The 22,467-nt window shown below is 71.8% G+C and carries 19 protein-coding genes; 9 read left to right on the top strand and 10 right to left on the bottom strand.

All coding sequences use genetic code 11. From position 1 onward, the window contains the following. The first annotated feature begins 198 nt into the window (after positions 1-198). From B0E54_RS02420 to B0E54_RS02410, 3 genes are all read left to right on the top strand, one after another. Complete coding sequence (locus B0E54_RS02420) at positions 199-1,002, top strand: LPXTG cell wall anchor domain-containing protein (protein ID WP_234581581.1); 804 nt, start codon at positions 199-201, stop codon at positions 1,000-1,002. A gap of 341 nt (positions 1,003-1,343) precedes the next feature. Further along, on the top strand, positions 1,344-2,909 hold the full coding sequence (locus B0E54_RS02415) for an aldehyde dehydrogenase family protein (protein ID WP_234581580.1): 1,566 nt from the start codon (positions 1,344-1,346) through the stop codon (positions 2,907-2,909). A 66-nt stretch (positions 2,910-2,975) separates the two neighbouring features. Then, a complete protein-coding gene (locus B0E54_RS02410) occupies positions 2,976-3,374 on the top strand; it encodes a VOC family protein (protein ID WP_234581579.1) in 399 nt (132 codons plus the stop codon). A gap of 24 nt (positions 3,375-3,398) precedes the next feature. Here the strand turns inward: B0E54_RS02410 and B0E54_RS02405 are convergent, their stop codons facing one another. From B0E54_RS02405 to B0E54_RS02390, 4 genes are all read right to left on the bottom strand, one after another. Then, on the bottom strand, positions 3,399-4,463 hold the full coding sequence (locus tag B0E54_RS02405; protein WP_234581578.1) for a GNAT family N-acetyltransferase: 1,065 nt from the start codon (positions 4,461-4,463) through the stop codon (positions 3,399-3,401). 117 nt (positions 4,464-4,580) lie between these two features. After that, entirely contained in the window at positions 4,581-5,639 is a 1,059-nt protein-coding gene (locus B0E54_RS02400) for a hypothetical protein (RefSeq protein WP_234581577.1), read from the bottom strand. Between the two features lie 61 nt (positions 5,640-5,700). Continuing rightward, the gene (locus B0E54_RS02395; RefSeq protein WP_234581576.1) at positions 5,701-6,402 is read right to left on the bottom strand and encodes an amino acid-binding protein; all 702 of its coding nucleotides are present in this window, start codon (positions 6,400-6,402) and stop codon (positions 5,701-5,703) included. 142 nt (positions 6,403-6,544) lie between these two features. Beyond that, positions 6,545-8,269: an alpha-keto acid decarboxylase family protein gene (locus B0E54_RS02390; RefSeq protein ID WP_374109234.1), complete on the bottom strand. Its 1,725-nt coding sequence runs from the start codon at positions 8,267-8,269 to the stop codon at positions 6,545-6,547. 199 nt (positions 8,270-8,468) lie between these two features. Here B0E54_RS02390 and B0E54_RS02385 point away from each other — a divergent pair, with 199 nt between their 5' ends. Both B0E54_RS02385 and B0E54_RS02380 read left to right on the top strand, forming a co-directional pair. After that, positions 8,469-9,548, top strand: a complete 1,080-nt coding sequence (locus B0E54_RS02385; protein WP_234581575.1) for a phosphotransferase family protein — start codon at positions 8,469-8,471, stop codon at positions 9,546-9,548. Next, complete coding sequence (locus B0E54_RS02380) at positions 9,548-10,756, top strand: acyl-CoA dehydrogenase family protein (RefSeq protein ID WP_234581574.1); 1,209 nt, start codon at positions 9,548-9,550, stop codon at positions 10,754-10,756. Before B0E54_RS02385 ends, B0E54_RS02380 begins: the two co-directional genes overlap by 1 nt. A gap of 10 nt (positions 10,757-10,766) precedes the next feature. Here the strand turns inward: B0E54_RS02380 and B0E54_RS02375 are convergent, their stop codons facing one another. The 6 genes from B0E54_RS02375 to B0E54_RS02350 all read right to left on the bottom strand — a co-directional run bounded on the left by B0E54_RS02375 (position 10,767) and on the right by B0E54_RS02350 (position 17,473). Next, positions 10,767-11,813 carry a LacI family DNA-binding transcriptional regulator gene (locus B0E54_RS02375; protein ID WP_234581573.1) on the bottom strand — a complete coding sequence of 349 codons (1,047 nt, stop codon included), beginning with the start codon at positions 11,811-11,813 and terminating at the stop codon, positions 10,767-10,769. 79 nt (positions 11,814-11,892) lie between these two features. After that, positions 11,893-13,326, bottom strand: coding sequence for a GH1 family beta-glucosidase (locus B0E54_RS02370; RefSeq protein WP_234581572.1), 1,434 nt, complete (start codon positions 13,324-13,326; stop codon positions 11,893-11,895). After that, positions 13,323-14,228, bottom strand: coding sequence for a carbohydrate ABC transporter permease (locus B0E54_RS02365; protein WP_255786339.1), 906 nt, complete (start codon positions 14,226-14,228; stop codon positions 13,323-13,325). The genes B0E54_RS02370 and B0E54_RS02365 overlap by 4 nt, the downstream gene beginning before the upstream one ends. Positions 14,229-14,241: 13 nt before the next feature. Next, a complete protein-coding gene (locus B0E54_RS02360) occupies positions 14,242-15,228 on the bottom strand; it encodes a carbohydrate ABC transporter permease (RefSeq protein WP_234581571.1) in 987 nt (328 codons plus the stop codon). Positions 15,229-15,339: 111 nt separating this feature from the next. Then, positions 15,340-16,650: an ABC transporter substrate-binding protein gene (locus B0E54_RS02355; protein ID WP_234581570.1), complete on the bottom strand. Its 1,311-nt coding sequence runs from the start codon at positions 16,648-16,650 to the stop codon at positions 15,340-15,342. Between the two features lie 277 nt (positions 16,651-16,927). Beyond that, positions 16,928-17,473 carry a plasmid pRiA4b ORF-3 family protein gene (locus B0E54_RS02350; RefSeq protein ID WP_234581569.1) on the bottom strand — a complete coding sequence of 182 codons (546 nt, stop codon included), beginning with the start codon at positions 17,471-17,473 and terminating at the stop codon, positions 16,928-16,930. Positions 17,474-17,623: 150 nt separating this feature from the next. On the opposite strand from B0E54_RS02350, the gene B0E54_RS02345 reads away from it, so the two are divergent. The 4 genes from B0E54_RS02345 to B0E54_RS02330 form a co-directional block, all read left to right on the top strand. Beyond that, complete coding sequence (locus B0E54_RS02345) at positions 17,624-18,370, top strand: pyrimidine reductase family protein (protein WP_234581568.1); 747 nt, start codon at positions 17,624-17,626, stop codon at positions 18,368-18,370. Positions 18,371-18,518: 148 nt separating this feature from the next. Next, positions 18,519-20,279: an ATP-binding protein gene (locus tag B0E54_RS02340; RefSeq protein ID WP_234581567.1), complete on the top strand. Its 1,761-nt coding sequence runs from the start codon at positions 18,519-18,521 to the stop codon at positions 20,277-20,279. 17 nt (positions 20,280-20,296) lie between these two features. After that, positions 20,297-21,445, top strand: a complete 1,149-nt coding sequence (locus B0E54_RS02335) for an exonuclease SbcCD subunit D (RefSeq protein ID WP_234581566.1) — start codon at positions 20,297-20,299, stop codon at positions 21,443-21,445. After that, the coding region (locus tag B0E54_RS02330; protein WP_234581565.1) for an AAA family ATPase at positions 21,445-22,467 on the top strand (1,023 nt) is incomplete at its 3' end. The genes B0E54_RS02335 and B0E54_RS02330, both read left to right, overlap by 1 nt.

Below are 22,467 nucleotides of genomic sequence, written 5' to 3'. Positions count from 1 at the left end.
GGAAGCCCGGGTTGCGCGCCAGCGCCGCAGCACTCGGGACCGTTACGGCGACACGCGCACGCCGGCCCGGAAGGTCGACCCGGAAGGCACTTCCCGTCCGAGACGTCGTCCCAGCTCAGACCGGTTGGCCGATGCCGTCAGCAGGCCCCTCACATGGGATCATGGGCGGCCCCCTCGACCAATCCCGGAGGATTCCTCATGCCACTGCGTCGGCGCCTGACGCGCGCGGCCGTCCGCACGGCCACCGTCACGGCCGTTCTCGCCATCGCCTCCCCGGCCTGGGCATCGAGCATCGTCCCCCTCAACCCCGCCCACGCCGGCGCCACCGCGGGGACGTTCCAGCAGGAGTGCCAGGACCCCAAGTTCGGCACGCGACCCACCAACCAGGACGGCTGGCACTTCGTGCTGCCCACCAAGCGCGCCGGTGACTTCCAGAGCCTGACCTTGACCTTCAAGGACACCTCGGGCGTCTCGGTGACGGTGACCGTGCCGAACCCCACGGATCCGTACACCGACTTCCTGTCCGCCAACGGTGGTGGCGACAAGCAGGTGAAGCACGCCTACCTCTTCACCCCGGCGGGATGGACGTTGACCGGCGGCAGCGCCCTGGTCAGCGGCGAGGGCGACAAGTTCAACCTCAGCCACACGTGCGCCGGCACCGGGGCCACCGCGTCGCCGACCCCGACCACGCCGGCCCCGACGACGCCGACCCCGAGCACGCCGGTCACGGAGTCGCCGACGTCGACGCCGACCACCGACTCGCCGACGCCGACCACTCCGGTCACGTCGACGCCGACGGGCTCGGTATCGCCGTCGGAGTCGGCGGCGCCCGGCGGGTCAGCCTCGACCCCGGGGGGCGCGGGCGGCGGCGACAACGGGGGCAGCCTCCCGCTCACCGGCGTGGCCGTCACCAGCATCGCCCTCGGCGGTGTCGCCCTGATCGGCGGCGGCGCCCTGCTGATGATGCGTCGCCGACGCGACCGGATCACCTTCACCAGCTGACCGACGAACGCCCACGACCGGTTCCGGACATCGCTCCGGGGCCGGTCGTGGGCGTTTCGCATGCCTCGCGCTCCGTGACGTCGGAGGTCCCCCGACCCGCCTTCCGTACTGACGGGTAACAAAGCCAACAACCTCACACCATCGATATGCGTCAATGAATGGTGTGAGGTAGCCGCTGGTCAGGGCCCTTCGTCGCGAGTCGAAAACCGAGTGGCTTCGGTTGACCGGCAGCCAGCCAGACAAACGTACGGTTGCTGACCGACTACCGCGCGCGGGACAGTACCGACCATCAGCGGTGCCGTCGACGCCGCCGCTCCCCGGTCAACCCTGAGGAGAACGCGATGGCACTACGACTCGCCGACGGGACTGCCTGGTCCGACGTCCTCGCCCGGGCGGTCGCCGCCACCCCGGAGGCGTTCGGCGCCGAGCTGGACGGCGTCACCACGTTGCACAACCTCGTCGAAGGCGACTGGCGGGCGGTCGGCCACCCCGCGCCGGTCCGCACCCCGGTCGACAACAACGTCGTCATCAACCTGTCCCGACTCGACGCCGACACCGCCCGCGCCGCGGTCGCGCACGCCGCCACCGCGCACCGGGCCTGGGCGCGTACCCCGCTGGACGACCGCAAGGCCCGGGTCTGCGACGCCCTGGACGCCCTCACCGCCCACCGTGACCTGCTCGCGCTCCTGCTCGTCTGGGAGATCGGCAAGCCGTGGCGGCTCGCCTGCGCCGACGTGGACCGGGCACTCGACGGCGTCCGGTGGTACGTGGCCAAGATCGACCGGATGCTCGCCGACGGCCGCGAGCCACTGGACGGCCCGGTCAGCAACATCGCCTCCTGGAACTACCCGATGAGCGTCCTCGTGCACGCCGAACTGGTCCAACTGCTGGCCGGCAACGCGGTCATCGCCAAGACCCCGTCCCAGGGCGGCGCGGTCTGCCTGACCGTCGCGCACGCGCTGATGCGTCGCGCCGGGCTGCCCGCCACCCTCGTCTCCGGCGGCGGCGAGGAACTGTCCGAGGTGCTCGTCCGGGCACCCGAGATCGGTGCGGTGGCGTTCGTCGGCGGTCGCTCCAACGGCGGCAAGGTGGCCGCCGCGCTGCTCGACAGCGACAAGCGGCACTTCATCGAGCAGGAGGGCCTCAACGCCTGGGGCATCTGGAACTTCTCCCAGTGGGACCTGCTCGCCGCGCACCTGAAGAAGGGCTTCGAGTACGGCAAGCAGCGCTGCACCGCGTACCCCCGGTTCGTGGTGCAGCGCGACCTGGTCGACGAGTTCCTCGACATGTACCTGCCGGTCGTGCGTTCGGTCCGGTTCGGTCACCCGCTGGCCGTCGGGGACGACTGGACGGCCGGCGACCCGCTGCCCGAGCTGGACTTCGGGCCGCTGATCAGCGCCGCGAAGGCCGACGAGCTGCGCCGCACTGTCGACGAGGCGGTCCGCGGCGGGGCGGTGCCGCTGCACCGGGGCAAGTTGACAGGTGCGCCGTTCCTACCCGGGCAGGACACCTCCGCGTACGTGGCGCCGTCGGTGCTGCTCGCCCCGCCCGGCCGGTCCCGGCTGATGCACGCCGAGCCGTTCGGCCCGGTCGACACGATCGTCGTGGTGGACACCACCGACGAGCTGCTGGCCGCCATGAACGCCTCCAACGGCGCGCTCGTCGCGTCGCTGGCCTGCGACGACACCGACGAGGCCGGCAAGCTCGCGGTGGACCTCCAGGCGTTCAAGGTGGGCATCAACAAGCCGCGCTCCCGTGGTGACCGGGACGAGCCGTTCGGCGGCCGCGGCGCGTCCTGGAAGGGCGCGTTCGTGGGCGGCGACCTGCTGGTGCAGGCGGTCACCGTCGGCGGCGCCGGTCGCCTCTACGGCAACTTCCCCGACTACAACAGCTACCCCGCCACCTGAGGCCGTGCGGGTCCCCTGTCGACGCCCGGCGCGTCTGACCGGGGACCGGCGGCGTACCGTCGCGAGATGGCGATGATCGAACAGCTCTCTCTGGGCGTGTCCGACCCCGAGCGGGCAGCGAGGTTCTGGGCCGCGGCGCTCGGCTACCGCCGCCGGGCGCCCCGATTCGACGGTGACGAGTGGATCGTGCTGGAGCCGCCGCCAGGTGCTCCGGGCATGGCCGTCGCGATGGACCTCAGCGAGAGCCCGGTGCAGGAGTTTCCCCGGCTCCACATGGACCTGGACGCCGGCGAGCGCAGCCTCGACGAGGAGCTCGACCGGTTGCTCGCGCTCGGCGCCCAGCGGGTGGACTGGCGGCACTACCCCACGGACCCCCACCCCACCGAACCGCCGTACGTGGTCCTCGCCGACCCGGAGGGCAACCGGTTCTGCCTGTCCGGTCGCCGCCAACCCTCCACGCGTTGACGCGCCGTCGAGAGAGGTCCCCTGTCATGCGCCGGGCGACAACACGGTGCCCTTGCGCTGTGCGGTGAGCGGGACGGTCAGGGTGAGCAGCGCGCCCTCACGCTCGGTCGAGCTGGGTCGGCCCAGCCGGCGCAGGGTACGCAGCATCGGGGCGTTCTCGGCCTGGACGTGCAGGATCAACGCCGCGTAGCCCGCCCCGTCGGCGTGCTGAACCAGCCGGCGCAGCAACGCCGCGCCGAGCCCGCGCCGCTGCCAGTCGTCGCGCACCAGCAGCGCCACCTCGGCCTCGTCGCCCTCGCCGAGCAGGTTCGCCATGGCGACCACCGACTCGGCCGCGCCGTCGGAGCCGGCGGCCACCGCGACCAGGGTCAGCCCGCGACTCGGCTCCAGCAACCGGCGCAGTCGGTCCGGCCGCGGCAGCGCCGCCCCGCCCAGGTAGCGCCGCTGCCGGCTGCGCGTCGAACACCCCTCGTGCAGCTCCCGTACGCCGGGCAGGTCGTCGGCGCAGGCCGGGCGCACGGCCACCTCGACACCGTCGGGCAGCACCAGCGTGACCTGCTCGGCGGCCCGACGGACCACTGTGGCGGCCAGCTCGACCAGGGCCTGCGCCCGGGCGTACTCCGCCGGGGTGAACGCGGGCGCGGCCCGGTGCAGCGCGAAGGAGCCACCCGCCGGGTCCGCCAGCGACATGCTCGTGCCGATGATCCCCCGGTCGACGCCTACCGACGCCGGCCGCCAGCTGACGTCGTCGGCAGCCAGCAGGGTCCGCAGTGCCTCGCCCGTCGCGTCCGGGTCCCGTACCAGCCGGTTGGCCAGCCCGAGGACCCGGGTCGGCTGGTCGGCCAGGCCGCGCGCCTCGCTGCGCGCCACCCAGCAGTCCCGGCCACGACCCCGCTCGACGGCCGCGACCAGCTCGGCCTCGTCGAGCGCGTCCGGCGCGTCGACCAGGAAGTCGTCCACCGCGCCCAGCTCGGTGGGCTGCACCTGCACGGTGAGGATGTTGACCCCGCGCAGCGCGAGACTCGCGGTGAGCACCGACAGGTAACCCGGCCGGTCGTCCACGGTCGCTCGGATCCGCCACAACGTCATGGTTGGCTCCCTTCCCCGGGTACCACCCTCGTCCTGCGCTGTTGCCGCCCGATTGCCCGGCGGTGACGGGTTGCGCTCGGGAGCATGACCCCGCCGGGAGGGTCACCGGATCGGCCGCTACGCGAAACGGCCGCGGTAGCCGATGGGGCCCTCGCCGACCCGCTGGTAGGTGCCCAGGAACCCAGCGCCGCCGAAGGCGATCGTGCCGTTGTTGCCACGCAGATCCCGCCAGGCCAACCTGGTGACCGGGCAGCCGCGTACCTCCACCGCGAGGAGCAGGTCACCCGAGCGGTGCCAGCCACCGGCCCAGCCCTCCTCGGTCTCGAAGCGCCACGCCTCCCTGGCGACGGTGCCGCGCTCGGTGAGCCGGCCGCGGAACTCCGTCGGCTCTCCACCCGGCTGCCGCCGCCAGCCGTAGAAGGCCCGCTGTCGCTTCTCGAACGTGATCGCGTACTCGGCGCCGGACGTGTCGGCCCATGCCACCTGGTCGAGGACGGACTGCTCGCCCCGATCGACGAAGATGGTGATCTCGCCGGCGTCGCTCGCGTACCGCAGCACCGGCGCGGCGATCGCCTGCCGGACGAGGGCCAGGCCCGCCTGGTCGTGCGCGTACATCGGGTCGACAGTGACCCGGTAGAGCCACAGCGTGCTCCGGGCGTCGGCACCGCTCGCGATCCGCATCGTGTTCCGGCCGGCCAGCAACTCCACGGCCGGGACCGCGAAGACCAGCCGTTGCGGAAGCCCACCACCGTTCGGGATGCGGAGCTCATCGGCCAGCAGCCGGCCGTTGAGGGCAATGGTGAGCGGGGCGTGCCCGGGGCCCCCGCCCAGCATCGACGCGAGCGCCACCAGGGTGACGCATGCCTCCCGGACCACGGCCGGGTCGGGTACGTCGAACTCGAACTCGACCGACCCGCCGGCGTTGATCTCCAGGTGGTCGTCGGCCGCCGAGGACCGGTGCCGGCCGGTGATCCCGACGTTGCCGAGGCGGGGCGGGTCGGTGCCGAAGTCCGCGTAGGTGGGTGCCATCTGGATCCCCGGCCGCAGCCCGGGCACCGGCGCGTCAGCCGGCGGGTGCGGCAGCTTGGCGTCGGCCTCGTCGCCCTGCTGCGCACCGGACGGGACCCGGCCGGCCGCGGCGGTCTCCGCGCGATATCCATCAGTGGAGATGTCCATCCCGACGAGACTAGATCAACAAGTCCGGTCCCCGCGGGCCGCCCGGTCGAGGGGTGGCGCCTCAGGGGCCGGCGACGACAGGTGGTGCGCCGACCAGGTCCAGTCGGTCGCCGAGAATCACCGCGCTGGCCCGGACGAGCTGGGTTAGCCGGTCGACCTCCGTGCTGTGGAAACCCGCCGCGCAGAGGGTGTCGCTATGCTCACGGGCCACCACCAGCACCAGCCCGGCCCGGCCGAACGGGGCGATCGCGTGGTGGGTGCCGTCGGGCGTGGTCATCGAGCGGCCGCGCAGCGGGGTCACCTCGGGCAACCGCACGGGTACGGGAGCACGCCAGCTCGCGTGGCCCACGGTGGCGCCACCGCCCCCGGTGCGCGACGCCCAGTCCACCGGGACCACCGCGGCGACCGCCCAGTCGGCCGCCAGCAGCCCCGGCACCGCGTCGACCAGGGTCGCCAGCCCGTCGGCCGGGTTGGCCGCGACCTGCGCCAGCAGCTCCGCGTCCTGGCCGGTGGTGGTGGGCGCACCGATCGCCCGCCACACGCCGTCCACCCGTACGCCGGGAATCGCCGCGAGGCCGGCCAGCAGACGCTCGACCCGTGCCGCGCCCGGCCACACGACAGTGAAGTCGTCCACCGCGCGCCCGCCGAGACGTTCGAGGACCACCACCTGGACGATGTCCGCGCCGGAGACACCCAACGTGCGGGCGACCTGGCCGAGGGTGCCCGGACGGTCCGGCAGGGTGACCCGAACTCGCAGCAACATGTCTGTCCCTCCGCTCGGCGGGCCGGCGACGGCCGGCAGGCTGCTCACAGCCTGCACGTTGACCATTTCGTCCCTGTTGCAGAGGCATGTCCCGAGCGGAAATTCCGGCGGCTGGTTACGGGGTGGAACCGGACGCCGACGCTCAGGGGAGCCCGCCCAGGGGCAGAACCGGTGTGGAGGCGAGCTGTGCGTGGTAGTCGGCGGCGGACGTCTCCCGACCCCACTGGGGCATGCCGGTGGGCAGGTCCAGTGGGTCGGTCTCCACCTCGATGAGTGTCAACTGGGCCGGGGTGCCGTCGATGCCGGCCAGGATGGCGGCCAGTTCGCCCTCGGTACGGGCGACGTGGGCGGTGAAGCCCCTGTCCCGTCCGAACACCGCGGGCAGGTCCGTGTACCGCCAGTTGTCGATGTCGTTGTACGGCTGGTGCCGCCCGTCGACAGCCCGTTCGACGGTGTAGCCGCCGTTGTTGACCACGATGATGATCGGGCGTTGGTTCGTGGCGAGCATCCGGCTGATCTCCTGCACTGTCAGTTGCAGTGATCCGTCGCCGGTGACCAGCACCGTCCGTCGATCCGGGGCAGCCACCGCGGCACCGAAGGCGGCCGGGGTGGCGTAGCCGATCGAGCCCCAGATGGGCGGCCACACGACTGTGACGTCGGCGGGCAGGCGCATCGTCGCCGTGCCGAAGGACGGGGTGCCGGTCTCCGGGACGAAGATGTCCCCCTCGCGGAGCATCCGCTGGATCGCCGGCCAGAGCCGTGCCTGCCGGATCGGTTCGGTGCTCGACGGATCGAGTGCGGGCGGGTCGGCCACCAGCAGCGGCGCGCAGGACCACTCCGCCGTACGGTTCGGGGCGATCTCGTGCAGGCACCGCAGCGCCGCCGGCAGGGCGACCGGGGCGAAGCGGGTGCCGGCGACGACGGCGGCGTCGCGGTGCAGGCTGATGACCCGGTCCACAGTGATGTCGGCGGTGAACAGGCCGTCCCAGTCGAAGAACGTGGCGCCCACGCAGACAAGCGCGTCCGCGTCCTCCACCACCGCGCGGACCTCGTCGACGCTGTCACCGCCGTTGTAGGCGCCCACGTAGTGGGGGTCGGACTCGTCCAGCAGTCCCCGTCCCAGCGACTGCGCGGCGACCGGCCAGTTCCGTTCGGCGGCCAGGGCGGTGACTGCGGCGCCGAGGTCAAAGCGGATCGGCAGGTTCCCCACCAGCAGGGCCGGCCGCTCGGCACCGGCGAGCAGCCGCCGGGCGGCGGCGGCGAAGGCGTCGAGCTGTCCGGGCGAGACGACCGACTCGGGGCGGGTGAACGGTCGCCCCGGCACGGCGACCTCGGCGTGGGCCACGTCGCCGGGCATCCGGACGTAGACCGGACGCTGCTGCGACCAGCACTCGGTGAGCACCCGGTCGACCTCTCCCAGCGCGTTCTGCGGGGTCAGCGAGGTCTGGGCGACAGTCACCTCGCGTGCCACCCGCACCCAGTGGTCGAAGTCGCCGTCGGCGAGCGAGTGGTGCATGGAGGTGCGCTGCCGCATGATCTCCTCGGTCGGACCGCCGACGATCGAGACGATGGGCACCGACTCCGCCATGGCCCCGGCGAGGGCGTTGACCGCCGACAGCTCACCGGGACCGAACGTCGTGAGGATCGCGGCCACGCCGGCGAGGCGGGCGTATCCGTCGGCGCTGTAGCCGGCGTTGAGCTCGTTGCAGCTGCCGACCCACTCGATCCCGTCGAACGCCTCGATCTGATCGAGGAAATCCATGTTGTAGTCGCCCGGCAACCCGAAGACATGGCGTACTCCGAGGTCGTGGAGCCGGCTGAGCAACAGCTCGCCGACAGTCGTCGTACCCTCGCTCGCCTGCACCACGATCGCCCCCCGCCGCTCCGGAGACCGCTGCCGCGGCCCGCCATGAAGACGATATCCGGGCAAATGTCGCAACGATGGAGGATTGTCCACCGAGTGGCTCGACCGGCGCGACGCCACATCGCCTGGCCAGAGCGCTGACGACCACACGTCCGACGTATCTGACCTTGACAACGTGAACGGCCTGCCATCAACTAGTCGGATGAGTGATCCGGCCGTCGATGCGTCACGGCCGACGGCCGTTCCGGCCTCACCCGCGGGTCTGGCCCTGGACCGACTCGCCGACCATCTGGCGCAGCACCGACCCGAGCTGGCCGCCGGGCCGCTGCGCGCCCACCTGATCGCGGGCGGCAAGTCCAACCTCACCTACCTGCTGCACATCGGCGACCGCGAGGTCGTGCTGCGCCGGCCACCGCTGGGGCACGTGCTGGCGACCGCGCACGACATGGCCCGCGAGTTCCGGGTCATCTCGGCGCTGGCGCCCACCGAGGTGCCGGTGCCCGGCGCGCTGCTGCTCTGCACCGACCCCGACGTGATCGGCGCACCGTTCTACCTGATGGAGCGGATGCCCGGCGAGGTGTTCCGCACCCGCGCGCAGACCGACCCGCTCGGCGACGACCGACGACGGGCCCTCGCCATGGCGATGATGGACACCCTCGCCGCGCTGCACACCGTCGAGCCCGCCGCCGTCGGGCTGAGCGACTTCGGCCGCCCCGAGGGCTACCTCGCCCGGCAGGTCCGCCGCTGGGCCGGGCAGCTCGACCGCTCGCGCAGCCGCGACCTGCCCGGCATCGACGAGCTGCGGGACCTGCTGGCCGCGACCGCCCCGGAGGGTGCGAACGCCGGCCGGATCGTGCACGGCGACTACCGGCTGGACAACCTTCTCGCCTCGGCCGACCCGGTGGCCGTGCACGCCGTCCTGGACTGGGAGATGGCCACCCTCGGCGACCCCCTCGCCGACCTGGGACTGCTCCTGACGTACTGGGATGTCCTCGGCGGCAGCGACACGGCCGAGGGCAACCCGGTCGCCGACGGGCTCGGGCCGCGCGCCGGCTTCCCCACCGGCGCCGAACTGATCGACAGGTACGCCGGGCGCAGCGACGTGGACGTCGGGCCACTGCACTGGCACGTGGCGCTCGGCTGTTTCAAGCTCGCGGTGATCTGCGAGGGCATCCACTACCGCCACACGCTCGGGCAGACGCTCGGCGAGGGCTTCGACCGGATCGGCGAGATGGTGGCACCGCTGGTCGCGCACGGGCTGACCGCCGCCAGGGAGCGGTGATGGACTTCTCGTACGACGCCCGGACCGAGGAGCTGCGCGACGAGCTGACCCGGTTCCTCACCGAACACGTCTACCCGGCCGAGGCGGTGCACGCCGAGCAGGTCGCCGCCGGTGACCCGTGGTCGCGTACCCCCGTGCTGGCCGAGCTCAAGGCCGAGGCCCGCAAGCGCGGCCTGTGGAACCTGTTCCTGCCCGATCCGCGCTACGGCGCCGGCCTGACCAACCTGCAGTACGCGCCGCTCGCCGAGCTGACCGGGCGCAGCCCGCACCTGGCGCCGGAGGCGGTCAACTGCGCGGCGCCGGACACCGGCAACATGGAGCTGCTGGCCGAGTTCGGCTCGCAGGCGCAGCAGGAGCGCTGGCTGATGCCCCTGCTGGAGGGCGAGATCCGCTCCGCGTTCTGCATGACCGAGCCGGACGTGGCGTCCTCCGACGCCACCAACATCGCCACCCGGATCGTCCGGGACGGCGACGAGTACGTCATCAACGGCCGCAAGTGGTGGTCGTCCGGCGCGATGGACCCGCGCTGCGAGATCTTCATCGTGATGGGCAAGACCGATCCCGACGCCGACCGGCACCGCCAGCAGAGCATGGTGCTGGTCCCCCGGGACACCCCCGGCGTGCACGTCCGCCGGGGCATGACCGTCTTCGGCTACACCGACGGCTCACACGGTGGGCACGCCGAGATCGACTTCGTCGACGTCCGGGTGCCGGCGGAGAACCTGATCGGCGCCGAGGGCACCGGCTTCGCCATCGCCCAGGCGCGGCTGGGCCCGGGTCGGATCCACCACTGCATGCGACTGATCGGAATGGCTGAGCGGGCACTGGAGCTGCTCTGCCGCCGGGCCAACGAGCGGGTCGCGTTCGGCCGGCCGCTCGCCGAGCAGGGCGTCGTCCGGGAGTGGATCGCCGAGTCGCGGGTGCGCATCGAGCAGGCCCGCCTGCTGGTGCTCAAGACGGCCTGGTTGATGGACACCGTCGGCAACAAGGGCGCCCACACCGAGATCCAGGCCATCAAGATCGGCACGCCGGCGATGGCGGAGTGGGTGATCGACAAGGCCATCCAGGGGTACGGCGGCGCGGGCGTCAGCCAGGACACGCCACTGGCCGCCCTCTGGGCGCAGACCCGCACCCTACGCCTCGCCGACGGCCCCGACGAGGTTCACCGCAACTCCCTCGCCAAGCGCGAACTCCGCCGCTGGGCCTGACCTCCGCCGCTCAGGCGGAGGCGCGGTGGACCAACTGCGTGTCCAGGAGGATGTGCGGGGCCGGCAGGTCGTCACCGCGGATGCGGGCGACCAGCAGGCGGGCCATCTGTCGGCCCATCTCCTCCACCGGCTGGAAGACGGTGGTCAGCGGCGGATCCGCCTGTTGGGCGATCGTCGCGTCGTCGAAGCCGATCACCGCGACGTCCTCGGGGACACGTCGACCGGCCTCGCGCAGCGTACGCAGCGCGCCGAACGCCATCAGGTCGGACGCCACGAAGACGGCGTCCAGATCCGGGCAGGAGTCCAGCAGCCGACGCATGGCGGCAGCGCCGCTGCCCTCGCTGAAGTCGCCGTACGCGATCAGGTCGGGGTTGACGCCGCCCCCGGTGGCCTTGACCGCCTCGGTGTAGCCGGCCAGGCGGGCCAGGCCGGCGCCCATGTCCTGTGGCCCGGCGATGGTGCCGATGCGTCGACGCCCCTGCCCGGTCAGGTACTCCACCGCCTGCCGGGCCCCGCCAACGTTGTCCACGTCGACGAACCAGGCCGGCTGGGCGCCGGGTTGCAGCATGCGGGCGGGCCGACCGCCGAGCACCGCGGGCAGGCCGCGCTCCTCCAGCAGGGTCGGCAGCGGGTCGGAGTCGTGCAACGACAGCAGCAGTACGCCGTCGACGTGCTGGTTGGTCAGGTGGTGCTCGACCCGCTCCCGCTCGACCGGCGACTGAGCCATGGCCAGCCAGAGCTGCATCGGCGTTTCGAGCAGCGCGGAGCTGATGCCCCGCACGATCGAGGCGAAGAACGGCTCGGTGAAGACCCGCTCGCCGGACTCGGACACCACCAGGGCCACGGAGTCGGTGCGCTGGGTGACGAGCGCGCGGGCCGCGCGGTTCGGCACGTACCCCAGCTCGGCGATGGCCTGCTGGACAGCGGCCCGGGCCTCCGGGCTGACCTGGGGCGAGCCGTTGACCACGCGGGAGACCGTGCCTCGACCCACGCCGGCGCGCGCCGCGACCGCGTCGAGGGTCGGGCGCCCGAGCGACCGGGTGCGCTGCGTTGTCATCGTCTGCTCCTCCGACGGCGGGCGGGCCTGGCGCCACCCGAGGGTGGGCACCAGGACCGCCCTGATGGCTGGCCCGAGCCTATTGTGCGGCCAGACCGTTGCGTCGGATCACCGAGGCGTACCACCTGGCGCTGGACTTGGGGATGCGAAGCTGGCTGTCGTAGTCGACGTGGATCATGCCGAAACGCTTCGTGTAACCCCAGGCCCACTCGAAATTATCCATCAGTGACCAGGCGAAGTATCCCCGCAGAGGCACGCCCGCGTTGATCGCCTCGTGGCAGGCGCGCAGATGGGCGTCGAAGTAGGCCAGCCGATCGGGGTCGTCGACCTCCCCGTCGACGACCGTGTCGACGAACGCGGAGCCGTTCTCGGTGACGTACAGGGGCAGGTCGGTGTACTCGTCGTGCACCCGCCGCAGCGTCTCGACCAGGCCCGGGGCGTCGATCTCCCAGTCCATGTCGGTGACCGGGAATCCCCGGCTGACGAAGCGGACGTCCTCGCTGCCCGGCCAGCACGACGGTTCCCGCCAGTACGGCTCGGGCTCGGCGCCCTCGACCGGCGCGGCGACCACGTGCCGGCTGTAGTAGTTGATCCCGACCACGTCCAGCGGCGTGGCGATGGTCGCCAGGTCGCCGTCGCGGACGTGGTCGAAGTCGGTGACCGTGCGCAGGTCGGCGACCAGGTCCTCCGGGTACGACCCGCGCAGCAGCGGGTCGAGGAAGAAGCGGTTGGCCAGCCCGTCGATCCGCCGGGCCGCGTCGATGTCGGCGGGGGCGTCGCTGGCCGGGTCGACCGGGTACAGGTTGACCGTCACGCCCACCTCGGCGGTGGGGCGGGCGGCCCGCAGCGCCTGCACGGCCAGGCCGTGCCCGAGCATCAGGTGGTGCCCGGCGCGGACCGCGTCCGCACCGTTCGACCGGCCCGGGGCGTGCACACCGGAGCCGTACCCGAGGAACGCCGAGCACCACGGCTCGTTCAGCGTCGTCCAGTAGCGCACCCGGTCGCCGAGCGCGTCGGCGACGAGCGTCGTGTAGTCGGCGAAGCGCGCCGCGGTGTCCCGCGACGGCCAGCCGCCGGCGTCCTCAAGCTCCTGCGGCAGGTCCCAGTGGTAGAGGGTCAGCCACGGCTCGATGTCGTGGGCCAGCAGGTCGTCGACCAGACGACTGTAGAAGTCCAGGCCCTGCGGGTTGGCCGCACCCGAACCGCCGGGCTGCACCCGGGGCCAGGAGACCGAGAAACGGTACGACTTCAGGCCCAGCTCGGCCATCAGGGCGACGTCGTCGCGGACCCGGTGGTAGTGGTCGCAGGCCACGTCACCGGTGTGTCCGTTGACCACCAGGCCCTCGGTGTGGCTGAAGGTGTCCCAGATCGACGGGGTGCGGCCGCCCTCGGCCGCCGCCCCCTCGATCTGGTAAGCCGCTGTCGCGGCGCCCCACAGGAAGCCGGGTGGGAAGGTCAGCCCGGGGCGCTCGTCGAGGACGTCGACGGCGGGTGGGCTGGCGGGGTTGCTCACGACTTGACGGCACCTTCCATGATCCCGCCAATGATCTGGCGGCCGAACAGAACGAACACGATGAACAACGGAAGGGTCGCGATGAGCGTACCCGCGAAGATCTGAGAATTGTCCGCGAAGTACGCGGTGTTCAGACTGCGCAATGAGATCTGCACGGTCGGGTTGGCCGGGTCGGCGAGCACCACGAATGGCCAGAAGAACTGGTTCCACTGCTCCATGAAGGTGAGCAGCCCGAGCACTGCCGCCGCGGGTCGCAGCGCCGGCACCACCACGTGCCAGTAGACGCGCCAGGTGGAGCAGCCGTCGACCCGGGCCGCCTCGATCAGCTCGTTGGGCACCGCCTGCTCGGCGTACTGGCGCATCATGAAGATGCCGAATCCGCCGATCAGGAACGGCACGGTCACCGACGGCATGGTGTTCAGCCATTCCAGCTTCGCCATCAGGATGTACAACGGCAGCACGCCGAGCTGGATGGGAATCATCATCGAGGCCAGGATGATGAGCAACAGCGCGTTCTTGCCGCGGAAGCGCAGTTTCGCGAACGCGAAGCCGGCGAGCGAGCCGAAGAACACGGTCGCCACCGTGATCGTGCCCGACACCAGGAACGAGTTCATCAGGCCCTTGACGATGTTCGCGTCGCCGTTGTCGAGCACCCGCTGGATGTTCTCGCCCAGCTTGCCGCCCGGCAGGAAGGGCGGCGGCCAGGAGTTCGCGGCGTCGCTGGTCCGCGAGGCGATGACGATCATCCAGTAGAACGGGAACAGCGACAGGATCACGCCCAGGACGAGCCCGAACCAGGTCAGTGGGCTGGCCGTCCAGAGCTTCTCCGCCCGGTGGCGGATGCCGTTGCGCCCGGCCGTCGGTGGCTGGACCGCCGGCGGTCGCAGAGTGGTACTGGTCATGGGTGGGCCACCCTCACTTGTCGGAGCTGATTCGGCGGGCCAGCAGGTAGTTGAGGAACGAGACGGACGCGATCAGCAGGAAGAGCACCAGTGCGACGGCGCCCGCGTACCCCCACCGGAACCGCTGGTTCATGACGTCCAGCAGGTACATCGTGATCGTCTGGAACTGACCCTCCGTGCCGCCGGAGAGCGCGCCCGAGCCGCTGGTGAACATCAGCGGCTCGGTGAAGAGCTGCAGACCGCCGATGGTCGAGATGATCAGGGTGAAGATGATTGTGGGACGCAGCTGGGGGATGGTGATCGACCAGAACTGCCGGCGCTGGGAGGCGCCGTCGAGGGCGGCCGCCTCGTACACGTCCTTGTTGATCGACTGCATCGCCGCGAGGTAGATCAGGGCGTTGTAACCCACCCACCGCCAGTCGACCATCGTGGCGATGGCGAACCAGGAGGCGAAGCGGTTGGCCCGCCAGTCGACGGGGCCGACGCCGACCAGGTCGAGCAGCCAGTTCATCAGGCCGAACTCGCGGGCGTAGATCATCGAGAAGATGAGCGCCACCACTGCGGTCGAGGTGATGATCGGCATCGCGATGGCCAGCCGGAAGAACATCTGACCGCGGATGCGACGGTTCAGGGCGTTCGCCAGCAGCAGGGCGATGATCAGCTGCGGGATGGTGGAGAGGGCGAACATCCCGAAGGTGTTCACCACCGCGTTCCAGAACTGCGGATCGTTCGTGAACAACTCGACGAAGTTGTCCAGACCGACGAAGCTGATCGTCGCGTTCATCGGTGACCTGTCGGTCATCGCGATCCAGAACGTGTAGACGATCGGGTAGACGCCGAAGATCGCGAACAGCACGAAGAACGGCAGGACGAAGACGTACGGGGTGAAGCGCAGGTCCAGCCGGTTCAGCTGCCGGCGGCGCGCGGGTGAGTGCCGCGGAGCGGGACGCGACCGGCGGGCCGACGCACCCGGTGGCGCGGGGGTCTTCAGGGAGCTCATGAGCGGTCCTTCACACTCGGCGACGCCGTCGTGGGCGCCGCGGCAGGGCGTTCGACGCGGGCTCACGGGTGGTGCCGGAGTCCGGCACCACCCGTGAGCGCGTCACAGCCGTTACTTGCCTGCGGCCTGGCCGTTCTTCACCGCGTCCTGCCAAGCGGCGTCGGCGGCCTTGCCCTGCTCGATGCTGCGCAGCGCGTTCTCGACCGCGTCCCGGACCGCCTGGTTCTTCGGGCCGAGGTAGACCGGCTTCAGCTCCTTCGCACCAGCGGCGAAGATCTTGCCGATCGGCGCTCCGCTGAAGTACTCGTTGGTCGCGGCCAGCACGGCCGGGTCCTCAAGAGCCTGCGGCGACGAGGGCAGGTTGCCGACCTTCTTGAACGCCTCGGTCTGGCCCTTGGCGTTGGTCAGGAACTTGGCCAGCTCGGCGGCTTCCTTCTGGTGCTTGCTGGACTTCGGCACGGCCAGCCAGGAACCGCCCCAGTTACCGCCGTTGCCCGGCGCCTTGGCGACGTCCCACTTGCCGGCCGCCGCGTCACCGGCCTGACCCTTGATGACACCCGTCATCCACGCCGGGCAGCCGATGGTGGCGAAGCTGCCGTTCTTGAAGCCGGCGTTCCACTCGTTGGAGAAGCTGCGCAGGTTGTTCGACAGACCCGCGCCGATCATCTTGGTGGTCGTCTGGAACGCGGTCTGCACGGCCGGGTTCTCGCCGATGACGAGCTTGTTGCTCTTGTCGAAGTAGGTGTAGCCGGTGCCCGCGCCCGCCGTCTGCATCAGCACGATGTTGTAGAAGTTGGTGGCCGAGTCGACGAACTTGTGCTTCTTGTCGGCGGCGGCGAACTTCTGCCCCTGGGCGATGAAGTCGTCCCAGGTCGGCCAGAGGGCGCCAACCTGCTCGCGGTCGGTCGGCAGGCCGGCGGCCTTGAAGAGGTCGCTGCGGTAGCAGACGGCCATGCCACCGACGTCGGTGCCGAGGCCGAGCACCTTGCCGTCGGGGGTGACGCCACCCTCCCACTTCCAGGGCAGGAAGTTGCCCTTGAGGTCGTTGGCGCCGTGGTCGGCCAGGTTCACGAACTTGTCGGCCTGGGCGAAGAACTGCACGATCGTGCCCTCTTCGAGCGCGACGACGTCGCCGGCGCCGGCGCCGGCGGTGATCTGCTGCGTCAGCCGGGTGTTGTAGTCACCCAGGCCGAGGCCCTTGCCGCGCTCCTGGATGGTGACGTTCGGGTGCTCGGTCTGGTACTGCTTGTAAAGATCTTCGTAGCCGAAGCCCTGGTCGCCGAAGACGTCGACGACCAGAGTGACCTTGCCGCCGCCCGAATCGGACGACGAGTCGTCGCCGCCGCAGGCGGTCGCCGAGGCGAGTACGGCGACGGACGCGAGCGCGATCGCCGCAAAGCGGCGACGTGAGGTGACGCTCATCCTGACCCCTCTCAAGTGGTGAGGCTTGGTGTGTCGTGCGTGGTGGGGGGTGCTGCAGCGCCCCTGCCGTCGCCGGACCGGTGGTCCCCGGTGGTCCTGAACGATCTGGGGAGAACTGTGAAGGAGACTTCCGCCACTCCCCCGGGAGCGCTCCCATGAGATTGCCGGGGCGCTACCAGGGTGTCAATAGACCATTGGGAGCGTTCCCAGATCGTTACCGCCCTGTTTCAGGCCGGCACCGCAGGTGACAAACGCCGGCCCGTACGCCCGGTCGGGATCAGCAGAAGCGACGCAGCAGTGTGGTCGCGACCGTGGGATCGAAGAACGTCGGATCGAAGCCCGCACCGACCCAGTCCCGCAGCACCGGCGCCTCCGGATGGGTCGGATCAGCCAGGGCCGCGAGCAGCGCCTGGTAACCCGGCGGCCCGCCGATGCCCTCCGGAGGGCAGGCCCGCTCGCCGTCCAGGCAGACCGGGTACCGCTCGTCCTGGTCGGCGGTCAACGCGTCCTCGACGACGAGGTCGTGCTCCCACCAGTCACCGAAGTCGTACGTGTAGGAGAACCTGCTGCCCTTGCCGAGGACGGCGTCCAGCCGGACGTCCAGCTCGTCGTGCAGCGCCAGGCCCCCGTCCGGGTCGGGCTCGCCGTACGCCACCGCGTCGATCTCGAACGAGTGCAGGTGGCAGTCCCGCCAGCCCATCGCGTGCTGGGCGACCCGGTGCAGTCGGTCCAGCGTGTAGCCGGCCGGGACGAGCACCCGGCGCCACACCGACGGACGTACGCCGGCGAGGGACATCTTCAACTGGAAGATCTGACGCGGCATGCTGTCCTGTCCTCCGGCGGCCTAGGCTGCGAGCATGATCTGCCGAGCGTGCCGGGCCCGGCGGCACGATGACTGCCCGGGCCGGAACTGGTGCGACTGCCAGCACCGTACCGCCGAACCGACCCCTCCGGTCACCGGTCCGGCCGGCGAATGACGGTCGGAATTCCGATCCGGCGGCTCTGGCCCGAGCCGTCCACCCAGGCGCTCGACGACGCCGGGCTGACCGCGCTCTACCAGCGCGCGGACCAGCCCCGACTGCGGGTGAACTTCGTCGCCAGCCTGGACGGCGCGGTGAGTGTGGACGGCTACTCCGCCGGCCTGTCCGGCGAGCCGGACAAGCGGGTCTTCGGCGTGCTGCGGATGGTCTGCGACGCCCTGGTGGTGGCCGCCGGCACCCTGCGCCACGAGGGCTACCGGGCGGTCCGCCTCGACGAGCGCCGCCGCGCCTGGCGTCGGGACAACGGGCTGGCGGAGTATCCGACGCTGGTGGTCGTCTCCGGCTCCCTCGACCTGGACCCGGCGCAGGCGGCCTTCGCCGACGCCCCGGTCCGGCCGATCGTTCTCACCCGCGCCGACGCCACCCCGCCGCCCGGCCTGACCGACGTCGCCGACCTGCTGCGCTGCGGGACCGACCGGGTCGACCTCGCCGCCGGCCTGGCCGAACTGCACCGGCGCGGGCTCACCCAGCTGCTCTGCGAGGGCGGCCCGCACCTGCTCGGCGCGCTCACCGCAGCGGACCTGGTGGACGAGCTGTGCCTCACCGTCGCGCCACTGCTCGCCGGCGCCGGCGCGGGCCGGATCAGCGCCGGCGACGCCAGCGCGCCCCGGCACCTGCCGCTGCGGCACGTGCTCGCCGCCGACGACGGCGTCCTCATGCTCCGCCACGCCCGCCAGTGACGAACCGTCGCCAGGTCACACACCCAGCGTCGCGAGTGTGACCGGGCATCGTGTCCTCCGCCGCGTCGCGTGGCGACCTGTCGTACTCCTCGGGCAGGATGCACGTCATGCGCGCCGACCGTGATGCCCGACCGAGCCGAGTCGCCCGATGACCGACGCCGACCACGACGGCCTGGACGGCCCGGGCCAGCCGGTCGGCCGGGTCCTCGGCACCGCCGACGCGACCCCGTTGCAGTTCTGGACGGCCGTGGCGCCCGGCAGTTACCTCCAGCTCGACGACGTGGTGGTCACCCGCCGCGAGCTGCCCGACCGTGAGCCGGTGACGATCGCCGGGGTGGTCACCCAGGTCCGCGCCCGGCACGAGGGCGCGCAGTTCGACTCGGACGTGTTCGCCATCGCCGACGGCACGCTGCCCGCCCAGGTGCAGGAGGCGGCCGAGGTCACCACCACGCGGGTCGACCCGGAGTTCTACGTGCCGCCGACCCCGGGGGCGGTGGTGCACCGGGCCGAGGGCGACGCACGCGCACGCGCGCTGCACTTCGACCGGATGGAACGGCGCATCCCGATGGGCATGGGTCGCGACGGGGTCCCGGTCTACCTGAACGCCGACTTCCTCGACGGCAGCCGCGGGGCGCACGTCTCCATCTCCGGCATCTCCGGTGTGGCCACCAAGACGAGCTTCGCCACCTTTTTGCTCTACTCGGTGTTCCGCTCCGGCGTCCTAGGCGGCGACGCGGTGAACGCCAAGGCGCTGATCTTCAACGTCAAGGGCGAGGACCTGCTGTTCCTCGACCACCCCAACACGCGCCTCGACGAGCCGACCCGAGCGGCGTACGCGAAGCTGGGCCTGAGCGCCGGCGCCTTCCCCGACGTGCGGGTGTACGCCCCGCCGCGCCCCGGCGACTCGTCCGGCACCCCGGACGTGAGCAGCCGCCTCACCGGCGTGGACGCCTTCTACTGGACGCTGAGCGAGTTCTGCGCCGACCGCCTGCTGCCGTACGTCTTCGCCGACGCCGACGACGAGCGCCAGCAGTACACGATGGTCGTGCACTCGGTCACCGCACACCTGGCCCGTTACGCCCAACCCGCCGACGGTGGGGTGAGCATCGACGGGGTCCGGCTCGGCTCCTACGGCGATCTCGTCGACCACATCGTCGATGCGCTCAACGACGACGAGACCCGCTCCGACTGGGCGGGCAGCGCGGTCGGCCTGGGCACCGTCAACGCGTTCGCCCGCCGGCTGATCGGCAGCAAGAAGGACCTCGCCCGGCTGATCCGCGGCGACCTGGCGACCCGTCGCCCGCACTCGATCAACACCAGCGAGTCGGCGCAGGTGACGGTGGTCGACCTGCACAACCTTCCGGACCGGGCCCAGCGGTTCGTCGTCGGCGTGACGCTCAAGAGCGAGTTCGAGCGCAAGGAGAAGTCCGGCACCGCCAAGCCGTTGCTGTTCGTCGTCCTCGACGAGCTCAACAAGTACGCCCCCCGGGAGGGCTCCTCCCCCATCAAGGAGGTGCTGCTCGACATCGCCGAGCGGGGGCGGTCGCTCGGGGTCATCCTGATCGGCGCGCAGCAGACGGCGAGCGAGGTGGAGCGGCGCATCGTCACCAACTCGGCGATCCGGGTGGTCGGCCGGCTCGACCCGGCCGAGGCGTCCCGCCCGGAGTACGGGTTCCTGCCGCCCGCGCAGCGGCAGCGGGCGCTGCTCGCCAAGCCGGGCACCATGTTCGTCAATCAGCCGGACATCCCGGTGCCGCTCTGCCTGGAGTTCCCCTTCCCGGCGTGGGCGACCCGGGTCTCCGAGGCGGGCCGCGCCCCCTCGGAGACGCTGCGCTCGATCACCCAGTCCGCCGACCCGTTCGCCGTGGTGGGCTCCGGCGGCGGCACCGACGACGACATCCCGTTCTAGGCAGGGCCGGTGCAACTGTGAAGATCCTGCACACCTCCGACTGGCACGTGGGCAAGGTGCTCAAGGGGCAGTCCCGGGCCGAGGAGCACAAAGCAGTCCTGGCCGGGGTGATCGACATCGCCCGTGCCGAACAGCCGGATCTGGTGATCGTCGCCGGTGACCTCTACGACACGGCCGCGCCGACCTCGGAGGCGACCCGGCTGGTCACCCGGGCGCTGACCGCGCTACGGCGGACCGGCGCGGACGTGGTCGCGATCGGCGGCAACCACGACAACGGCCCGGCGCTGGACGCGCTGCGGCCATGGGCCGAGGCCGCCGGCATCACGCTGCGCGGTGGCGTCCGCGAGAACCCGGCCGAGCACGTGATCGACGGCACCACTGCCGGCGGGGAACGGTGGCAGCTGGCCGCGCTGCCGTTCCTGTCCCAGCGGTACGCGATCCGCGCGCTGGAGATGTACGAGCTGACCGCCGCGGAGGCCAACCAGACGTACGCCGACCACCTGGGCCGGGTGCTGGGCCGCCTCACCGAGGGCTTCGCCGAGCCGGACCGGGTGCACCTGGTCACCGCGCACCTGACGGTGACCGGCGCGGCGGCCGGCGGCGGTGAACGGGACGCGCACACGGTGCTCGGCTACGCGGTGCCGGCCACCGTCTTCCCCGCGACCGCGCACTACGTGGCGCTGGGCCACCTGCACCGGGCTCAGCGCGTCGAAGGCCCGTGCCCGGTGCGGTACAGCGGCAGCCCGCTCGCCGTCGACTTCGGCGAGCAGGAGAACGTGCCCTCGGTGACGATCGTCGAGGTGACCGCCAGCACGGCCGCCCGGGTGCGGGAGGTGCCGGTGACCGCGGCGAGCGCGCTGCGGACGGTCCGCGGCACGCTGGCCCAGCTCGCCGAGATCGAGGCGCCGGACGCCTGGCTGCGGGTGTTCGTGCGGGAGCAGCCCCGCGCGGGCCTGCGCGAGGAGGTCCAGGAGCTGCTTCCCCGGGCGCTGGAGATCCGGATCGACCCGGAGCTGCTCGCCGCTCCGGGCAGCGGCACGCGGATCGCGCAGCGGTCGGGGCGTTCCCCCCGGGAGTTGTTCGGCGACTACCTGGACAGCCGGGGCCACGACGACGAGGGCGTCCGAGAACTCTTCGACGAGCTCTTCGAGGAGGTCGAGCACTGATGCGGCCGATGCGGTTGGACATGGCCGGGTTCACGGTCTTCCGGGACGAGACCACTGTCGACTTCACCGACGCCGACTTCTTCGCGCTGATCGGGCCGACCGGCTCGGGCAAGTCCACAGTGCTGGACGCCATCTGCTTCGCCCTCTACGGCACGGTGCCCCGCTGGGGTGGCGCCCGAGGGCTGGCCAACGCCCTCGCGCCGTCGGCCACCGAGGCCCGGGTGCGGCTGGTCTTCGAGTCCGGCGGTGCCCGGTACGTGGCGACCCGGGTGGTGCGCCGGGACGGCCGGGGCAACGTGAAGACAGCGAACGCCGGGCTGCAGGTGATGCCGGCCGGCTTCGACGTGACCAAACTCGACACCGGGTTGAGCCCGGACGACCTCGGCGAGGTGATCGCCGGGACGCCCGCCGAGATGGAACAGGCGGTGCTGGAGGCGGTCGGGCTGCCGTACGAGCAGTTCACCAGCTGCGTGGTGCTGCCGCAGGGTCAGTTCGCCGACTTCCTGCACGCCAAGCCGGCGACCCGGCAGCAGATCCTGGTCAACCTGCTCGGCCTCGGCGTCTACGAGGACGTGCAGAAGCGGGCCACGGCGCGCGCCACGCAGGCGGAAGCCCGGCTGGACGCGGTCGATCAGGTGCTCGCCGGCCTGACGGGGGTGGACGACGACGCGTTGGCCGAGGCCGACGCCCGGGTCAGCCGGATGGCCGAGCTGGCCGACGCGGTGACCGGGGCCATGCCGGAGCTGGCGGCGGCCCGGGCACGGGCGCGAGAGGCGGCGGCCGCCCTGACCGCGCTCGACGACGAGCTGGGCGTGCTGTCCGGGGTGCGCGCCCCGCGCGGGGTGGCCGAGGTGGCCCGCGCGGTGACCGCGGCCCGGGCCGAGGCCGACGCTGCCGCCACTGCGGTGTCGCTGGCCGAGGAGCGGGAGGAGAAGCTGCGCGGTGAGCTGGCCGGCGCTGGTGACGAGAGCGCGCTGCGGTTGCTGCTGCGGGCGTACGACGACCGGGACCGGCTGACCGGC

Source organism: Micromonospora sp. MH99, assembly GCF_021442385.1.
GTDB lineage: Bacteria > Actinomycetota > Actinomycetes > Mycobacteriales > Micromonosporaceae > Micromonospora.
The sequence above is the reverse complement of the archived record's forward strand: the minus strand, read 5'-3'. Positions and strand labels throughout refer to the sequence as shown.